The organism is Cypionkella sp. (assembly GCF_028290025.1).
Classification (GTDB): domain Bacteria; phylum Pseudomonadota; class Alphaproteobacteria; order Rhodobacterales; family Rhodobacteraceae; genus Cypionkella.
In genome coordinates, this window is record NZ_JAQGKQ010000022.1 from 1 (window position 1) to 16,905 (window position 16,905).

Genomic DNA, 16,905 nt, shown 5'->3' on the forward strand with positions numbered 1-16,905 from the left:
TTCCTGCGCCTCTGACACCTCTATGGGCAGGCCGCACACATCGGCGAACATCTGCGCCCAGAACGGGCTGCGGCTGCCGCCTCCGGTTAGGATCAGGCTCGTCGCCTCGCCCTGCATCGCGGCAAAGCAGTCGCGAGTTGCATAGCACATCGCCTCATAGACGGCGCGCAGCAAGTGCTCGCGCGTGGTGTGGCTGCCCATCCCGAAGAACACGCCGCGCGCTTGGGCGTCAAAGAACGGCGCCAGCACGCCGCTGCCGTTGACGTAAGGAAGCATGACCACGCCACCAGCGCCGCGCGGTATCGCCTTGGCGCTGGCCTCCATCGCCTCGAAATCCCACGCGCCATCGGGCTGTTTTGGCCCGCCAAACCGGTCAAGAAACCAATCCATCGTTATGGTGCCAGACGTGTTGGGCAATATCCGCAAATAGCGCGTGAAGGGCATGGCGAATAGAAAGCCAAGACCTTCCGGCGCGCGGTCCGGTCCGGCAAGAACCCGGCTGTTCAGGCAACTTGTCCCCAGCACCGTTACCGATTGACCGGGCCGAATGCAGCCGACGCCAAGCGCATTCGCCGGCGCATCGCCAAGGCCAACAACGACCGGAGTGCCGACGGCAAGACCGGTTTCCGCCGCCGCGTTAGCCGACACAAAGCCCGCCACATCGCCAGATTCCAAAATGCTAGGCAACTTGCCGACCCACTCAGCAGCGCCGCACAGACGTAGAACGTCCGGTGAATGGCGGCGCGCGTTAATGTCGCCGGGCACAAAGGACACATCGGAGGGATCGGTCGCAATTTCTCCAGTTAAGCGGAACCGCAGATAGTCTTTTGCACAAAAAACGACGGACGCTTGGGCCGTAACTGCGGGCTCATGCCGCGACAGCCAAGCCAGCAGCATCACCGTGATACCCGGCATCAGACTGTTGCCAGAAATATCAAAAATCTCCGCCAGAGTGCCCGCTTCTTCCAGCGCCATTTGTTGGGCTTGCGCACGCGCATCAGGCCAGCAGATCGCGTTCCTCAATGGTTTGCCGTCCGCATCCAGCACCCAAGCGCCGCCCATGTGACCGGCGATGCCGATACCTTTGATCGCCTGTGCTGCCACATCAGCAGCGGCAATGGCGTCGCGGATTGCTGCGGCACACAGCGACCATGTGGTTTCGGGGTCTTCCTCATGCCAACCGGGATGCAGGTGCAAAACCTCGACACGACGCTGGCCTTGGCCACAGGATCGGCCCGCAGCGTCAAAGACCACGGCCTTGATGACCGAAGTGCCTTTGTCGATGCCGATGACAAAACTGCCTTCTGCGGTCCGATCTGAGGTGGCGTCTGTGGTCATGTCCAGCCTCAGACCGAAAGCGCTGCGGCTTGGACGAGCGCGGCAGTGGGAACAGCTAGGCGGCTGGCAAACCGCCGGGTCTCTTGTGTGTCGGGGTCAAAGAAGAACATCGCGTTGGCATCGATCACCACGTCAACAGGTTCATCAATGGCGAAATCTCGGTCATGCGGAACGAGAGCTTGCACCGTGCCGCTGCCGATCTGCACCGTCACCAAAAGCGCGTCGCCCAACTGTTCAGATACATAAACCTTGCCACTCACCCGCATCCCTTCGGGCGCATCGCCTGCACCTGCGCGGCGCACATCGACGCCGCTGGGGCGCGCGCCGACCAGAAGTCGGGCGTCACGGCTGATCATATCGCGCACAATTGCGGGCAGGGTCACAGTCTCGCCGCCAAATTGCCCGCTAAGCGCAGCCCCATCGCTCACATGGTCGATCGGGAACAGGTTCATCGAATGCAGGCCAAAGAACTGCGCCACGAAGGCATTGACGGGCTTGTTGTGGATTTCATCAGGTGTGCCAACCTGCTGCAACTGGCCCTCGCGCATCAACGCCAGCCGGTCGGTCATCGTCATCGCTTCGATGGGATCGTGGGTCACGATCACCGAGGTGGTCCCAAGCGAGCGTTGCAGGCGCTTCAACTCTCCCCTCAGGCGGGCGCGCAGCAGCGTGTCGAGGTGGGCAATCGGCTCGTCCAGACACAAAAGGTTCGGGCGGCGCACCAAGGCACGGGCAATGGCGACGCGCTGCTGCTGCCCCCCTGACATTTGCGAGGCACGCCGGTCGATCAGATGCGCGATGTTGAGCATCTGCGCCACATCTTCAACCGCCGCCGCGATCTGCGGCTTGGGCATCCCTGCAATCTTCAACGGATACGAGATGTTTTGCCGCGCCGTCATATGCGGGTAAAGTGCGTTCTGCTCGAACACCATCGCAATGTTGCGCTGCTGCGGTGTCTTATCCTCGACCGGAACGCCATCGAACAGGATTGAGCCAGAGGTGGGTTGCTCAAGCCCCGCCAGCATCCGCAGGACCGAGGTTTTGCCCGACCCCGATGGCCCGAGCAGGCCGAAAAACTCACCATCCTCAATGGCAAAGCTGACGTCACGCACCGCATGGACGACACCGCCGTAGGACTTCACAAGATTGGTCAGGGTGACTGACGCCATGACGAGTACTCCTTATCGGCCGCCGAGTTCGACGGAAAAGCTGCGGATCAGCGCGCGCTGCATGTAGAAGGAAATGATCAGCAGGGGGCCAATCGCGACGATACCGATGGCGCCAAGCTGGCCCCAATTCGGTTGCTGGAACAGAAAGAAGCTGGCGAGCGCCTTGGGCAGGGTGATGACCTTTTCACCGGTCAGGACGAGGGCGAAGAGGAACTCGTTCCAAGCGAAGATCATCGACAGGATGCCAGCGGTCAGAATCCCGGGCTTGGAGAGGGGCAAAAGGATGTCCCAGAACAGGCGATACCAAGGGGCACCGTCGATCCTTGCAGCCTCTTCATAGCTTTTGGGTATCTGGCGGAGAAACTCGGAGAGAAGCCAGATCACCAGCGGCAGGTTCATAAAAGTGTAGATGAGGATCAGGCCGGAATAGGTGTCAAACAAGGAAAACTTCTGGAACATTAGGTAGAAGCCAATCACCGGCACGATGGGCGGCATCATCCGCAGCGACAGGATGGTGAAACTCAGTTGGCCATGCGGCGGGAAGCGGCGGGCCAGCGCATAGGCCGCCGGATAGCCGAGGATCAAGCAGAACGCGGTCGAGATTGACGAGACAATCAGGCTGTCGGTGATGCCCTTGCCGCCGCCAATCGCCCAGCCTTTCGAGAAGTTCTCCAAAGTGGCGTCAGCGGGCAAGATCGTCGGCGGGCTGATGAACAGCTCGGTGTAAGGCTTGAACGCGGTGATCAGCAGCCAGATCAGCGGGGCGAGGAACAGCAGCAAAAGCAATGTCATCGCGATATGGCGCAGGATCGTGCTTAGCCGCTCGCCAGGCGAAAGCTTTGGGGAAAAGGCGGTCATGCGGCGACCCTTTCGATTTTCACGGGTGGAAGTTCAGAACCAGTGGCTCGGCCTCGCCTACGTACCATTGCGAGGATCGACATGGTCCCGACGGTCAGCAGCACCAATTGGACGATACTCAACGCCCCGGCTAGTCCAAAGTCGAAGCGGCCAAAGCCCATGTCGTAGGTGTAATAGGCGAGGTTCTGTGTGCTGGTGCCGGGGCCGCCCTTGGTCAGAATGTAGACCACGTCGAACACCTTGAAGCTGTCGATGAAGCGCAACACGAAAGCGACGGTCATGTAGGGGATCAGCATCGGCAGCACGATATGCACGAAGGTCTGCCAGCGGTTAGAGCCATCAACCCGTGCCGCTTCAAATATCCGGTTCGGGATAGAGCGCAGACCGGCCAGCAGCACGACCATAACGAAGGGGGTCCATTGCCAGATATCCACCAGAACGATGGTCGGAAGTGCCCAGTCGGGCGATTGCGCCCAGGCGGGCGGTTGAAATCCCATTCCGCGCAACAGCGCGTTCAGCGGGCCATAAATCGGGTTCAGGAACAGGTTCCACGCAAAGCCCACCACAATCGGCGCAAGCATCATCGGGATCAGGAACAGCGAGGCGTAAATCTCACGCCCTCGGGAAAGGCCGTTCAGCAACAGTGCCAGACCCATGCCAAGTGCTATTTGCAATGGGACGGCGACCAGCGCGAAAATAAGGGTGATCGACAGGCTCGACCAGAAACGGCTGCTCGCAAAGATGCGGCGGAAGTTGCCAAGGCCAACCCATTCGGTCGGGATCGGGATCGCCAGCTGATACGAGGTGAACGACGCATAGAGCAGATAGGCGAATGGCCAGATCGACAACAGCCCGAGGAATGTCAGGGCTGGCCCCAACAGCATTAGCGTGGCGCGACGTTCCGCACGATTGTGGCGGACGGTCGCAGCAGAGTCCTTTGGCCGGGAGCTGACCCGGATCGTGACTGGAGAAGCCATGACTAGCCTTTGTGAAAGATGGGCTTTGCCGCGCGACATAGCGGCGGCCGTGAGCGGCAGGAGCACAAGGCCCCTGCCGTCTGTAGCGTCAGATCAAGACCAGTAGCCGTTCGCGATCATGCGGTCACGATACTCGTTGTGATGCGCGATCTGACGGTCGCGACCGTAAGTCTCGGTCGTTTCCTCAAACTCGACGGTCATCGCCTGCAACGCCTCCTCCGGCGTGGCCTCGCCAGTGATGGCGCGCTGAACGTGCTGAATGATCGAACCGAGGTAGCGGTTGGTGCCGGGGATCGAGATATCCAGATAGCACTTCGGGTTCGACAACGTATCCTTGCAAGCTGCCGCAAAGTTATCAGCGAAGCCCGACGCCGACTGCAACGGGAAGGTCGATTTCGGATCGTTGAACATGCTCATACGCCAAGGGTCCATTAGCGATTGCGCAAAGGTTTCCGCAACCCAGCGGTTCGCGTTGGCCGATTGCTGCAACCAAGCGATCGCCGCAAAAGCGCCCTTGGGATTCTTCGAGTTCTTGGCGATGCCCATCGCACGGCCATAAGGCAGCACGGTGACTTCGCCAAAACTTCGGGTGCATTTGATCTTTTCGGCAACCTTAGAGATCGAGGCATCCGAAGCGCCCTTCGGCATATCCGTCCACCAGTTGGCCTGCGCGATCCGGCCATCAAAGAACGCTTGCCGTCCAACATCCCACGGCATCGACGCCGCAAGGTCAGCAGGCATGAACGCCGAGATTTCCTTGTAGCGGCGCAGTGCCTCGATCGCGGTCGGTGTGACCAGCGTGGGCTTCATCTGATCATCAAACAACTGGCCGTAACGCTCGCCCTTCTCGGCTCCAAGCTGCACCAGTTGGTTGATGAAGAAGGCATAGACGAAGTAATTCGTCACCTCAACAGCGCCGTAAAGGTTCTTGTCAGGACGCGTGAAGAACTCTGCCGTGTCGCGGTACTGCTCGTAGGTCTTCGGAGCAGCAAGGTCATAGCCGTATTTGGTTTTGAACGCCGCCATCTCTGCGGCGTCTTCAAACAGATCAGTGCGGTAGGTATCAACGAACATATCGCCGTCAATCATCACGCCAACCAACTTGCCATCGTAGTGATTAAGCAACTGGAAAGGCTTAGCAATGTCATCGAAGTTCAGTTCGGCCAGCGTGCCGACCTCTTCCAGCGGCGTAAGGAACGGCCCGAAATCGCCAGTAAAATTCGGCCAGAAGTCAAACGCGTCGAAGCGGGCTTCGGTTTGCTGCAATGCCAGCAGGTTCTGGTCATACATATTGCCCAGCGGATACGAGGCGAACGTCACCTCGATCCCAGTGGCCGCTTTGAACTCCGGCGCGAAAGTCTCTAGGATCGGCGTGAAAGCCCCACTGTCCAAGCCGACAGTGACCTTGCCTTCCGCCTGCGCGGTGGCGCTCAGAACGCCGGAAAAAGTCCCCAAAGTCGCCACGGCCCCGAAGGCCGTGCTACGCTTCAAAAGTTCACGCCTCGAGATGAGGCCCCCGGTATCCATGCTCGAAAGTCTGTCCAGCGCGAAGTCCTCGACACCCGGACGTCTCGTCAATTTAATCATTTGATCCTCCTCCCAAAGTGCGGTCACTCCCGCTGTTCGCCTGATCTGATCTGCTACATTCCTCCAAATGAAACACAGATTGACCTAGTTCAAAAATGACGTTAGCCGTTACATTGACCTATAACAATAGAAACATTGACACAGATAATGCTGGACCGTCTGAGACAATTCGCTGGAAGGCTAGGGTACCGCACCATCATGGAAGCGGTGATCGAAGATATTTCCGCGCGAAAATTCCTTCCGGGTCAAAAGCTTCCGCCACAACGCGATCTTGCCCACGATCTGAAGGTCGCCGTTGCCACTGTCAGCCGCGCCTATACCGAGTTAGAGGCGCAAGGCTTTGTTACCAGTCATGTCGGGCGCGGCACCTATGTGTCAGAGCGGCGCGACACCCGCCCCGATGCGTCTTCGCTGCAAGACGAGATTGACCTTGCAACCTACCGCGTCCCGGTGCCCGCAATCAATGATCCGCTCCGCAAGGTGCTCAAGGCTATTCTCGCGGACCTTGACCCCAACCGGATTCTGGGCAACGCGCCCACTGCGGGCCTGCCTCAGCACCGGGCAGCGATGGCGGAATGGCTGGGGCGGTCAGCAAAGATTCAAGCCGGAGCGGATCAGGTCGTGCTGACCAACGGCGGTCAACACGCTGTCATGGCCGCGCTCTCGACGGTAACGCATGAGGGTCAAGCGATTGCCACCGAGGTGCTCACAGATCCCCGCATGAAGGCAGTGGCAAGCTTTCTAAACCGCCGCCTGTTGGCTATTGCCTGTGACGACCATGGCCTGTTGCCCGATGCGCTGGATCATCTGTGCCGCACCCAAGAAGTGGCCGCCGTGTTTTGCACTACCCGCAACCATAACCCAACCAACGTAACACTCTCACTGGAACGCCGGATTGCGCTGGTCGAAGTGGCGCGAAAGTTTGACCTACCGATCATCGAAAGCGATATCTACGGCACGCTTGCCACCGATACCGTTGCGCCGATCTTCACGATAGCACCCGAAAGAACCCATTTCATTACCAGCCTCGGGCGCATTGTCGGCCCCGGTATGAAGGTTGGCTGTCTGGTCTCACCTATCGCGGATGCCGGCAAAACCCAGCTCGGCGTCGCGATGTCCACCGGTGTCGCAACACCCATCGCAACCGAGCTGGCGATGCGCCTGATGCTCAGCGGCCAGATTGAGGCGATGCTTGAATGGCAGCGGGTCGAGAATCTGCGACGCGTGGCTCTTTTCAACGCTCATTCGCTGTTGAGTGGTGCCGCGACCAACCCTAGCAGCCCGCATGTCTGGCTGACGCTGCCAGAACCGTGGCGTGCCGAAGATTTTGTGGAAGCGGCAGCAGGACATGGCGTTCTCATTGCCCCTTCCCACAGTTTTGTCGTTGGCAGGCAATCAGTCCCACATGCGGTTAGGCTGGTCCTTGGCGCAGCCCAGACCTTTGATCATCTGGAAGTAGCCTGCCAGAAACTGCACACCCTGATCGCAACCCAACCCCGCCCCAGCAGTTTGGCAGGCTAGCAGGTCCGTGGTGCAAGTCGGGAATAGGTGCACTGGACGAAACTAGAACGCTCCCGCTGGATGCTCTTTAACTCGGGCACCTGACATATCCGACAAATCCCATGCAGTCCGGGATATAACGGCCATCGCGCTCGAGCATCGGAGCCATTTCTTGCCGATCATCCGCGTCGGCGTGGCTTCATCGTCGTTCAGCATGATGACCAGTTCGAAGGGAATGCTTTTCAGCTCGAATATCATGCGCGCCTTCACGCAGAACGGACAGTGATCGTAGACGTAAAGCTTCAAGCTGTATGACCTTGAACAAGGGGGCTGTTGCGGTTGAATAGCCCCTAGATTTGTAGACGCCTTGCTTGGTAATTTTGGAAGCAAGGAGAGACGTAAGATGGGTAAACAAGATCGGTTTACGAACGAGTTCAAGCGCGACGCGGTCGCTCAGGTTGTTGATCGGGGTTAAGACTGCTTTCCGCCCTTTGCTACGAATAGAACACACTTGCTTTCGGCCCTTTCTGTTGAAAAAGTCGGTGTGCCGGCTGCGCTGATGTGGGTTCTTAATCAAGCAGCGCGTTCTCAAGATTACGCAGGTCGGGTGTCTGGCCGGTGGCAGCGGGGCGGATTTCATCATGTGCGCCGTATGGTCCGCGCGAGGCGGTCTGGATCGAGTCGCATGATTGTCGTCGCCGGCACAAACTGACATCTGAGCCGCCCCATTATGCCTTGGCGTATCTTCCGTCGTAATTACCGTTGGAGATAAGTTCCATGATCACAGCCTCCTGTGCCAGACGCTCGGTGGCGGCGCTCAGGAGTTCTGTCGCGATTAGTGGACTGAAGGCCACAACGCCATCGGCATCTCCGACCGCAATATCACCAGGTGTGATGAGGGTGCTTCCAATTGAAACTGGCGTACCAAACTTCCCCGGTCCGTCCTTGTACGGCCCCCGATGGATGCTACCGCGCGCAAAGCAGGGGAAATCCGACTGGCGGAAGGCATCGACATCTCGGATCGCCCCGTCGATAACAAATCCTGCCACGCCTCGCGACTCTGCAATCGCTTTCATGATTTCACCCACAAGCGCGCGGCTTGTGTCGCCTCCCCCATCCACCACAATGATATCGCCCGGCTGGGCAATCTCTAGCGCCTGATGAATGGCGAGATTGTCGCCCGCGCGGGTCTGCACGGTCAGGGCGGGGCCGACCATGCGAAGACCGGTGTAAAACGGCGTCAACCCGACGCAGCTGTTAGTTTCCAGTATCACAAGAAGGAATGGCTCGTGACGAATGCGACTTCTCACTCTGACGGTTTGCTGGCCGGATACCGGATCGTTGATCTGTCCTCGATGTTGGCAGGGCCGTTCTGTGGCTATCAGCTTGCATTGATGGGGGCAGAGGTCATCAAAGTTGAAGCACCCGAGGACGGCGATCTTGCGCGATTGTTCGGAGCGGATGCTGATCTTGGCCAACAGCGTATGGGTGCATCTTTTCTGGCGCAGAATGCGGGGAAGTCTTCGATTGTTCTGAACCTCAAAGACAAGAACGATCGCGCCATCCTGTCCGATCTGGTGGCAACGGCGGATGTTGTGCTAGAAAACTACCGCCCGGGCGTGATGACGCGGCTTGGTTTCGGCTACGATGTGCTGCAGACGCTGCGCCCGGGGATCGTCTATTGCGCCATCACCGGCTTCGGCGCGACAGGTCCCCTCAGCCAGCGCCCGGCCTATGACCAGATCATTCAGGGCTTTTGGGGTGTGATGGATATCACCGGCACGCCGGAAAGCGGGCCGTTGCGCGCAGGCTTCCCGATTTGCGATATTCTGGGCGGCCTGCACGGCGCCTATGCGATTGCAGCGGCTTTGGCACGGCGCGAGCAAACCGGTGAGGGGGCCCGTTTGGACGTCTCATTGATGGAATCCACGATGAGCGCACTGGCCTGGGCCGCCTCGAATTATCTGATCGCGGGGAAGGATCCGTCCCGCTTTGGCAATGACAATACCGCTGCAAGCCCTTCGGGCACCTTCCGCACGGCTGACGGGATGATCAACATCGCGGCCAACAAGCAGCAACAGTACGAAGCGCTGTGCCACGCCATCAAGCGCGATGATCCGATTAGCGATGCGCGCTTTGCCCTGCGCCGGGACCGCCTAACCAATCGCGCCGAGCTGAAAGCTGAGATTGAGCATACGCTTGCCACACGCGGCACTGCGGAGTGGGACACGATCTTTGCCGCCGCCAGCGTGCCAGCTGGGCCCGTGCTCAGCGTGCCACAGGCTTTGTCGCATCCGCATATCGCGGCGCGGGATTTCGTGCAGCAATTCGACGATATGCCAGTGCCTTCGGGTCGGCCGCTGTCGATCCTGCGCGGTGGTTTTCAGGTGGATGGCAAGTCGCCCAAGGTTGACCGGCCACCACCCCATCTTGATGCACAGCGGGACGAGATCCTTGCCGATCTTGCCCGCCGTCAGAAACGCGTCGCGGAATAGGCGCGACGACATAACGTAAATCCAAGGGAGGAAACCATGGAACGTCGGAATTTCTTAAGGCTCGCAGCCTGTGGCTCGGCATTGTCGATGATCGCTTTGCCCAGTTGGGCGCAGGCGGTAGATCAGTTGAAAATACTGATCCCAAGCGGACCGGGCGGCGGCTGGGACATTACCGGACGCACCATCGACAAGGTGCTGCGCGAGGCCGGACTGATCGGCGGCGCGCGGGTGCAGAATGTCGCCGGGGCTGGTGGCACGGTTGGGCTTGCAACGTTCGTCAACCAGTCGCAGGGCGATGCGTCGGCGGTGATGATCGGCGGTTTGGTGATGGTAACCAACATCATTTCCAACAAATCGCCTGTCGATCTGTCGATGGTGACCCCAATCGCACGGCTGACCGGGGAATATGAGGCGGTGGCCGTCCCGGCGAATTCGCCTTACCAGACGCTAGATCAGCTGATCGCGGATTTTAAAGCCAACCCGCAATCCGTATCTTGGGTCGGTGGCTCTGCTGGTGGCACTGACCATCTGGTCTGTGCGCTGCTCGCTAAGGCAGCGGGCGTTTCACCTTCGGATGTCACCTATGTCGGATACCCGTCAGGCGGCGAAATTCAGGCAGCCGTGCTGGGCGGACAAGCCACGGCAGGCGTGTCCGGCCTCAGTGAATTTTCCGAACATGCAGCCTCGGGTGGGATGCGTATTCTGGGGCTGACAGCGCCTGAACGGGTCGCGGGTGTCGATATTCCGACGCTGCGCGAGCAAGGTCTTGATGTCGATGTTGTAAATTGGCGCGGTGTCTTTGCTGCTCCTGGCATATCGACTGAAGATCGCGCAAAGCTGAGCGGCATCATCGACGCCATGGTGAAGTCCGACCTTTGGGCGGCCGAATTAACCGCGCGCAACTGGACCGGCATTTACCTGCAAGGCGATGAATTTGGGGCTTTTGTTGCCGAAGAATCCAAACGGATCGGCACGTTGCTGTCCGAACTCGGGCGCGGTGGCCCTGTGGCAGGCGGCAGTCATCCCCGAAACCCCGATTTCCGGGCAAGTCGGCAGTGCAGCGTTTCCTTGGTTAATCGGTGTGGGCATAACCGTCTGCGGGCTGATGCTGACGATGCAGGCGATGCGCGAGGGATGGGCGTGCAACGCCAACGACCCGGCCGAACCTCCGGCTGATTTGAAGGCTTTTGGCTGGGTTATGCTGGCCTACGCGCTGACGCTGGCAAGCCTTGCCGCTACGGGTAGCTTCATTCTGTCGGCCACCATCCTGTTTACCGTTGCAGTCCGCGCTTTTGTGCGCGGTCTGTGGTTGAAATCGGCGCTGTTCGGCCTTCTGGCGGGCAGTGTCACGTACCTTTTGTTCTCGATCGTCCTCGGTTTGCAGATCGGTGAGGGTTTGCCGGAAAGGGCGTTGGAGTGGGTAGTTCCTTTTTAGACCTGTGGCACGGCTTTGCGGTGGCGCTTACGTTGGAGAACCTTGGCTGGTCAGCGCTCGGGGTGACACTTGGCACGCTGATCGGCGCTTTGCCGGGATTGGGGCCAGGGCTGACCATCGCTCTGCTGCTGCCACTGACGTATCATGTCGGCGTTGAGAGCATTTTCATCCTGTTCGGCGGTATCGTGTTTGGTGCGATGTATGGCGGTTCAACCACGTCGATCCTGCTGAACACGCCGGGCGAGTCGGGCTGCATCGTAACAGCATTGGAGGGGCACAAAATGGCCAGGCGCGGGCGGGGCGGCACGCCTTTGGCCACCGCAGCGATCGGATCATTCGTAGCTGGAACGAGTTGGGTTGATCGGCATTACGCTATTGGCACGCAGTTGATGAAGGTCGCCCTGAAACTTGGTCCCTCCGACTAATTTTCGTTGATGGCTGACCTTCGTGGCGATCACGGCGGTGCTGGGAAATTCGGTGCTGCGCGGGGTGCTCGCCTTGTTCATCGGTTCCTGGCTGGGCCTCGTCGGCTTGGACAGTCAGACCGGGCAAATGCGGCTGACGTTCGGCGCAGTATCGCTGTTGGATGGGATTGACGTGATCCTCGTCACCGTGGGCCTGTTCGCCGTGGGAGAGACGATGTTCATGGCGTGTCGCCACTTTTCCGGCGTCAATAAAATCCTTCCGATTGAAGGTTCGCTGTGGATGAACCGACAGGATTGGGCGCGGTCGTGGAAACCGTGGCTGCGCGGGTCGCTTATCATGCTGTCGGCCTTCCAAAGCTATGGTCTCAACCCCGGCCCGCTGCTGTTCCAATCGAGCCCGGATTTGGTCTGGGGTCTGATCGCGAGCCTTTACATCGGCAACGTCATGCTACTGGCGTTGAACCTGCCAATGATAGGCGTGTGGGTGCGTGTGCTGAAACTGCCAACGCACTATCTTTACCCTGCCATTCTCGTCTTCGCGCTGGTCGGCACCTATGGCATCAGTCAATCACTTGCCGATGTGGCGATGCTGCTGGCGCTGGGGGTCATGGGACTAGTGATGCGTCTGTTCGATTTTCCGACGGCACCTGTGGTGATCGGGATGATACTCGGGCCGATGGCCGAACAATCGTTCCGCCGAGCGTTGACGCTGTCGCATGGTGACTTTTCCACCTTCCTCACCCAGCCGCTGTCAGGTGCGCTTCTGGCGCTTTCAGCGGTGCTCCTAATTGTTCCAATGGCCATGCACCTGCGCGCCAAAGGCCATGCTTTGCGAACGACAAACAAGGGGTAGGTGCGGCCGCACTCAATATAGGAGACTACTATGAGCGACCTTCCGACCCGCGTGACAATCAACGAAGACGGCCCGCGTGAGGGTATTCAGATTGAAACCAATGTGATCCCAACTGCCGACAAGATCGCGCTGATCGACGCGCTTCCCCAACGGGGCTGGCCGAGATGCAAGTCGTGTCGTTCGTAAGCCCCAGACGTGTCCCACAATGGGCGGATGCCGAGGCTGTCGTCGCCGGTATCACGCTGCAAGCCGGTGTGCATTACACGGGCCTTTGCCTGAACGAACACAGGCTGACCCGTGCAATCGCGACGGGACGGCTTAAGATCGAAGGCAGCATTAACCTCTGCGCGTCGCCCGCCTTCCTTGCGCGCAATCAGAATTCCACGCCCGAAAAGCGACGCGAGACGCGGCGGGCGATGATTGCGATGTTCCGCGCAAATGGCGTGCCAGTCACCAGCGGCGGCATCAGCGCCGCTCTCGGTTGCAACTTTCAGGGCGAGATCACGACGGCTCAGCTGATGGCCACCATCGCCGAGGTGTTTGATCTGGCCAACGAATCCGGTGTCGTGCTGGACAACATCGGCCTCTCCGACACGATGGGCTGGGCCACCCTCGGCCAGATCACGCGCACCATGGGCACCATCCGCGAGGCATACCCCGACCAGTCGCTGACCCTGCATCTGCATGATACCCGTGGCATGGCCATCGCCAATGCCTATGCTGGGCTGATGATGGGGGTTGCGGATTTCGACACTTCAATTGGGGGTATCGGTGGCTGCCCATTTGCTGCACACAAGGGCGCCGCTGGCAATCTATGCACAGAGGATTTCGCCTTCATGTGCGAAGAATGGGCATTGCCACCGGCCTTGATCTTGATGCGCTAATCGCGGCATCGGAACTTGCCGAGCGTGTGGTCGGTCATCCGGTGCCGGGCGCTGTGCGCAAAGGCGGGTCGCTTAAAGCCGTCCGGAGTCGGTTTCGCGTGGCCTGAGTTAGTCACGCCATCCGACATTGTTCGAATCAGATGCTCATTCTGACGGCCATATTTACAACGACTCCCAGTTCAGCGGTCGCAACTACCGATCCGCCAGGCGATTGCTGCTCCGCTCGTGAACGACCGCTTGCCAGAGTGCTGCGATCTACCTGCCGCGCCTGCATCCGTCGGCTCCCCGCCCGATACGATTGATGAGCACAGAAACGGCGGTCGATGTTACGCTGTCCTGTCGGCATAGCCGAAGACGTGGTGGGTTTGGCGGGCAGGAGAGAAGCTATGCCCATCGAAATCCTTCCCACCCTTCGCCCCACACCTGCGCCTTGGAACAAGGGCCGCATCGTCGGCCAGAAACGCCCGCTGTTGCCCAAACATGTCTGGTCGATCCGCGTGCGGCTGGAAATGGCGGACAACAAGCGAGATCTCGCGTTGTTCAACATGGCTATCGATTGTAAGCTCCGAGGCTGCGATCTGGTCTGCCTGAAGGTCAACGATGTTTACGCCGCAGGCCGCGTCAAGGAACGCGCCTCGGTGACGCAAAGCAAGACACGCAAACCTGTCCGCTTCGAGATCACCGAAACCACGCGTCTGTCGGTAGAGCGTTGGATCAAAGATCCAGAAATGACCGGTTGCGAATATCTTTGGCCCAGCCGTGTCCATGCTAGCCCGCACTTATCGACACGGCAGTATGCGCGGATCATGCGCGACTGGGTTGTCTCAATCGGTCTTGAACCGACCGCCTATGGCACCCACTCAACGCGACGAACCAAGGTTGCTCAGATTTACAAGAAGACAGGCAACCTGCGCGCTGTTTAACTTTTGCTCGGGCATACCAAGATGGACAGCACTGTTCGCTATCTTGGAGTCGACCTGGACGATGCGATGTCCTTGTCTGAAGGGATCGATCTTTAACAACCCCGCCGATCGGCGTGCGTTGCGCCGGTCGGCCCATAGCCGCCGGTGGAAGTGAGTTCTGCTGCCACGCATCTATTTAACCCGAGCGGACACTTGGGACTGACGCAGCAAAAATTCACATTGTAAATGCTTGTCGGCTTGACAAGCGGTGCCCGGGCCTTGGGCAGCCGCTTCGCCTGACGCCCGAGCACCCCGTCTTTGGCCGTCGACTTCCGCGCTAAAGCAAGCGGTGCTGGTCGTTAGCACCACGATCCTTACGGAACCACACAGCGGGAGAATTTGTCGGAACGCAGATGAGGACGGAGCTTCAAAGCATGGACTTAGCGCGACAGGCCGCGCACACCGCAACCACCGTCGCAATGCTGGACCGGGATGGGCTTGCCACCTTGTGGTCGGCGATCACTTCGCGCGTCTGGTCGAACTGCATATCGACGGTGCTGCTCGTTCGTCTCGGTCACGCAGGCGTTCAATACCTCGACGTCCATGGGACGACCAACCCTCATCCACCGCATCTCTTAATCTGTTGACCGCTGGTTGCTGCTGAGATTATGCTTGAGTGTGACTTCACACTTGCTATGAGGTGCTCGAGGCGTCTGTATAATCGAAGCTTCTAGCCTAGGTGGTGATCGGTCTTGAGATTAAAATTTTTTAATCCACTTCGATAAAAACGCCGTGGCCCACGTCATCGACGATTTTGAAAGTCTTGAATGGCCGCAACTCGAAAAGAAATATGCGGATATTCATGATGCGAGGGATTGGCATCTTGAGGGCATCAAGCGAAATATCGCTGTTCACGGCAAAGACAACATCCGACCAATTATGTATCGGCCATTTGATATCGGCAAACCTACTACACATCGTTTTCGCGAGGATTCTTAGCTTGTCCAGTTTACGAAGTTGGCCGCCACATGCTGCAGCCAAACTTTTGCCTTACTACCATACGAAAAGCCGACGTGATTCAAGATTGGACACACGCTTTCTGCATAGATGGGATTATGGTTCACCACGCTATTTCGATGAAAGAGGGAAATTACATTTTTCCTCTCTACCTTTACCCTTCTGAACAAGACCTAGACCAAACCCGCCGCGGCAACTTTGATCCCAAACTTTATAAACGCTTGCAAACACTCGCCAAGCACACAATTCATGGCACTCCGAAGGAGGTGGTCGTGTTCGACTACATCTATGGTGTTCTGCAAAAAGCGACTTCCCCCGAATCCCTTGGCCCGCCACCCCAGATGAATTTTGGGACATTTCCGCCAAAGGCACCACTCTGCGCAAACTCCACCTGATGGACCCCGCCACAATCGGCCCAGCGCCTTACCCCTTCAAAGGCGAGGGCGATGCCGTGGTAGACAAACCCCGCTTTGAAGACGGCAAGGTCTGGATCAATCAAACCCAATACTTCGACGCCGCCCCCGCCGTATCATGGGGCTTCTACATCGGCGGCTACCAACCCGCCCAGAAATGGCTGAAAGACCGCAAAGGCCGCGCGCTATCGTTTGACGATGTAAAACACTACCAACGCATCCTGAAAATCCTGTCCGAAACCGACCGCATCATGCAGACCATCACTATGACGCTGGAAGCCGCATGAAAAAAACAGCGATATTTACCGTGCTAGTCAGCCTTGCTAGCCCGAGCAATGGCCAAAGCTTTTCATGTCGTATGGGCCAAGACGCCGCGTGTTTGGACTATGGCGACACGGTCTGCACAAGCCAAGGTAAGTGCGTCAACAGCAACTCTGAGTGCTTTGAACCCTACCAATGTAACTATGAGGGCTTTGCCTGCAAATCAGATGTAAAAGCATGTGCCGAGGCGCACGACACATTGCTTGCCGACTACGAAAAGCTGCGCAGAGCAGGCAAAGAATTGAGCGAGGCTTTTGACGCTCTACAGCAAGAACAAGAAACCTTGGTGCGCGAAAACCAGTCATTAATAAATGAAAGTCAGATGCTGACCCAGAACCTCCAAACATTGCAAAGTGACTACGACGGTAGCCAAAGTTGCCTTGATCGCGCGGCCTCACTCGAAGATGCTAAAGCCTGCATAAATTGAAATCCGCCATGACGCCAAGCGAACTTTGGTCGCGCATTCGAGATCTTCCCTCCGATACTCCCCGGCACCTTGCGTTGTCCAAAGAGTTAGGCGAAGGCGCTGGCCTAGCTCGGGCTTGGTATCTGCACGCGCCTATCAAGACATCATGGCCTCCCCAAAGCGCAACGCCTCCCAATGCGCCGCTCTGCGCAGGGTATTTCCTTGGCAGGTGATTGAAGCCGCCCTGCCGCCAGCACCGCGAAAGGGGCCGATAGCCAAGCTAAAGGCGCTTGTGACCCGCATCACGCGAAAGACCGATGGGCTG

General features: G+C 58.4%; 16 protein-coding genes and 3 pseudogenes. 12 read left to right on the forward strand and 7 right to left on the reverse strand.

Annotated elements, in window-relative coordinates; translation table 11 throughout:
• The 5 genes from JWS10_RS02875 to JWS10_RS02895 form a co-directional block, all read right to left on the reverse strand.
• The coding region (locus tag JWS10_RS02875; protein ID WP_299504575.1) for an FGGY-family carbohydrate kinase at positions 1-1,338 on the reverse strand (1,338 nt) is incomplete at its 3' end.
• An 8-nt stretch (positions 1,339-1,346) separates the two neighbouring features.
• Entirely contained in the window at positions 1,347-2,507 is a 1,161-nt protein-coding gene (locus JWS10_RS02880; RefSeq protein ID WP_299504578.1) for an ABC transporter ATP-binding protein, read from the reverse strand.
• 12 nt (positions 2,508-2,519) lie between these two features.
• Positions 2,520-3,365 (reverse strand): carbohydrate ABC transporter permease, encoded by an 846-nt coding sequence (locus tag JWS10_RS02885; RefSeq protein WP_299504580.1) that lies wholly within the window; start codon positions 3,363-3,365, stop codon positions 2,520-2,522.
• The gene (locus JWS10_RS02890) at positions 3,362-4,342 is read right to left on the reverse strand and encodes a carbohydrate ABC transporter permease (RefSeq protein ID WP_299504582.1); all 981 of its coding nucleotides are present in this window, start codon (positions 4,340-4,342) and stop codon (positions 3,362-3,364) included. Before JWS10_RS02890 ends, JWS10_RS02885 begins: the two co-directional genes overlap by 4 nt.
• Positions 4,343-4,435: 93 nt before the next feature.
• Positions 4,436-5,929: an extracellular solute-binding protein gene (locus tag JWS10_RS02895; protein ID WP_299504584.1), complete on the reverse strand. Its 1,494-nt coding sequence runs from the start codon at positions 5,927-5,929 to the stop codon at positions 4,436-4,438.
• Positions 5,930-6,127: 198 nt separating this feature from the next.
• On the opposite strand from JWS10_RS02895, the gene JWS10_RS02900 reads away from it, so the two are divergent.
• Positions 6,128-7,450: a PLP-dependent aminotransferase family protein gene (locus JWS10_RS02900; protein ID WP_299504586.1), complete on the forward strand. Its 1,323-nt coding sequence runs from the start codon at positions 6,128-6,130 to the stop codon at positions 7,448-7,450.
• Between the two features lie 42 nt (positions 7,451-7,492).
• Here the strand turns inward: JWS10_RS02900 and JWS10_RS02905 are convergent, their stop codons facing one another.
• Complete coding sequence (locus tag JWS10_RS02905) at positions 7,493-7,735, reverse strand: glutaredoxin domain-containing protein (RefSeq protein ID WP_299504589.1); 243 nt, start codon at positions 7,733-7,735, stop codon at positions 7,493-7,495.
• Between the two features lie 422 nt (positions 7,736-8,157).
• Positions 8,158-8,739, reverse strand: coding sequence for an RraA family protein (locus JWS10_RS02910; RefSeq protein ID WP_366943508.1), 582 nt, complete (start codon positions 8,737-8,739; stop codon positions 8,158-8,160).
• Here JWS10_RS02910 and JWS10_RS02915 point away from each other — a divergent pair.
• The 11 genes and pseudogenes from JWS10_RS02915 (at position 8,719) to JWS10_RS02965 (ending at position 16,601) form a co-directional block, all read left to right on the forward strand.
• Positions 8,719-9,924 (forward strand): CoA transferase, encoded by a 1,206-nt coding sequence (locus JWS10_RS02915; protein ID WP_299504594.1) that lies wholly within the window; start codon positions 8,719-8,721, stop codon positions 9,922-9,924. The genes JWS10_RS02910 and JWS10_RS02915 overlap by 21 nt on opposite strands.
• Before the next feature lie 87 nt (positions 9,925-10,011).
• Positions 10,012-10,905 (forward strand): annotated as a pseudogene (locus JWS10_RS02920) (tripartite tricarboxylate transporter substrate-binding protein); the annotation flags it as partial.
• Positions 10,853-11,359, forward strand: coding sequence for a tripartite tricarboxylate transporter TctB family protein (locus JWS10_RS02925; protein WP_299504597.1), 507 nt, complete (start codon positions 10,853-10,855; stop codon positions 11,357-11,359). The pseudogene JWS10_RS02920 and the gene JWS10_RS02925, both read left to right, overlap by 53 nt.
• Positions 11,341-11,784, forward strand: a complete 444-nt coding sequence (locus JWS10_RS02930; protein ID WP_299504600.1) for a tripartite tricarboxylate transporter permease — start codon at positions 11,341-11,343, stop codon at positions 11,782-11,784. The genes JWS10_RS02925 and JWS10_RS02930 overlap by 19 nt, the downstream gene beginning before the upstream one ends.
• Before the next feature lie 22 nt (positions 11,785-11,806).
• A complete protein-coding gene (locus tag JWS10_RS02935) occupies positions 11,807-12,637 on the forward strand; it encodes a tripartite tricarboxylate transporter permease (RefSeq protein WP_299504602.1) in 831 nt (276 codons plus the stop codon).
• A gap of 30 nt (positions 12,638-12,667) precedes the next feature.
• The gene (locus JWS10_RS02940) at positions 12,668-12,823 is read left to right on the forward strand and encodes a hypothetical protein (protein WP_299504603.1); all 156 of its coding nucleotides are present in this window, start codon (positions 12,668-12,670) and stop codon (positions 12,821-12,823) included.
• On the forward strand, positions 12,802-13,521 hold the full coding sequence (locus tag JWS10_RS02945) for a hypothetical protein (RefSeq protein ID WP_299504605.1): 720 nt from the start codon (positions 12,802-12,804) through the stop codon (positions 13,519-13,521). Before JWS10_RS02940 ends, JWS10_RS02945 begins: the two co-directional genes overlap by 22 nt.
• Positions 13,522-13,907: 386 nt before the next feature.
• Positions 13,908-14,540: pseudogene (locus JWS10_RS02950) on the forward strand (tyrosine-type recombinase/integrase).
• Between the two features lie 675 nt (positions 14,541-15,215).
• Positions 15,216-15,422, forward strand: a complete 207-nt coding sequence (locus JWS10_RS02955; protein WP_299504609.1) for a hypothetical protein — start codon at positions 15,216-15,218, stop codon at positions 15,420-15,422.
• A gap of 29 nt (positions 15,423-15,451) precedes the next feature.
• Positions 15,452-16,140, forward strand: a pseudogene (locus JWS10_RS02960) (type ISP restriction/modification enzyme).
• Positions 16,137-16,601, forward strand: a complete 465-nt coding sequence (locus JWS10_RS02965; protein ID WP_299504611.1) for a hypothetical protein — start codon at positions 16,137-16,139, stop codon at positions 16,599-16,601. The pseudogene JWS10_RS02960 and the gene JWS10_RS02965 overlap by 4 nt, the downstream one beginning before the upstream one ends.
• The last annotated feature ends 304 nt before the right edge of the window (positions 16,602-16,905 follow it).

Coding starts and splice junctions, on each gene's coding strand:
- JWS10_RS02945 (WP_299504605.1), top strand. CDS start 12,802: ATGCAAGTCGTGTCGTTCGTAAGCCCCAGACGTGTCCCACAATGGGCG.
- JWS10_RS02885 (WP_299504580.1), bottom strand. CDS start 3,365: ATGACCGCCTTTTCCCCAAAGCTTTCGCCTGGCGAGCGGCTAAGCACG.
- JWS10_RS02880 (WP_299504578.1), bottom strand. CDS start 2,507: ATGGCGTCAGTCACCCTGACCAATCTTGTGAAGTCCTACGGCGGTGTC.
- JWS10_RS02895 (WP_299504584.1), bottom strand. CDS start 5,929: ATGATTAAATTGACGAGACGTCCGGGTGTCGAGGACTTCGCGCTGGAC.
- JWS10_RS02900 (WP_299504586.1), top strand. CDS start 6,128: ATGGAAGCGGTGATCGAAGATATTTCCGCGCGAAAATTCCTTCCGGGT.
- JWS10_RS02890 (WP_299504582.1), bottom strand. CDS start 4,342: ATGGCTTCTCCAGTCACGATCCGGGTCAGCTCCCGGCCAAAGGACTCT.
- JWS10_RS02925 (WP_299504597.1), top strand. CDS start 10,853: ATGAATTTGGGGCTTTTGTTGCCGAAGAATCCAAACGGATCGGCACGT.
- JWS10_RS02940 (WP_299504603.1), top strand. CDS start 12,668: ATGAGCGACCTTCCGACCCGCGTGACAATCAACGAAGACGGCCCGCGT.
- JWS10_RS02965 (WP_299504611.1), top strand. CDS start 16,137: ATGAAAAAAACAGCGATATTTACCGTGCTAGTCAGCCTTGCTAGCCCG.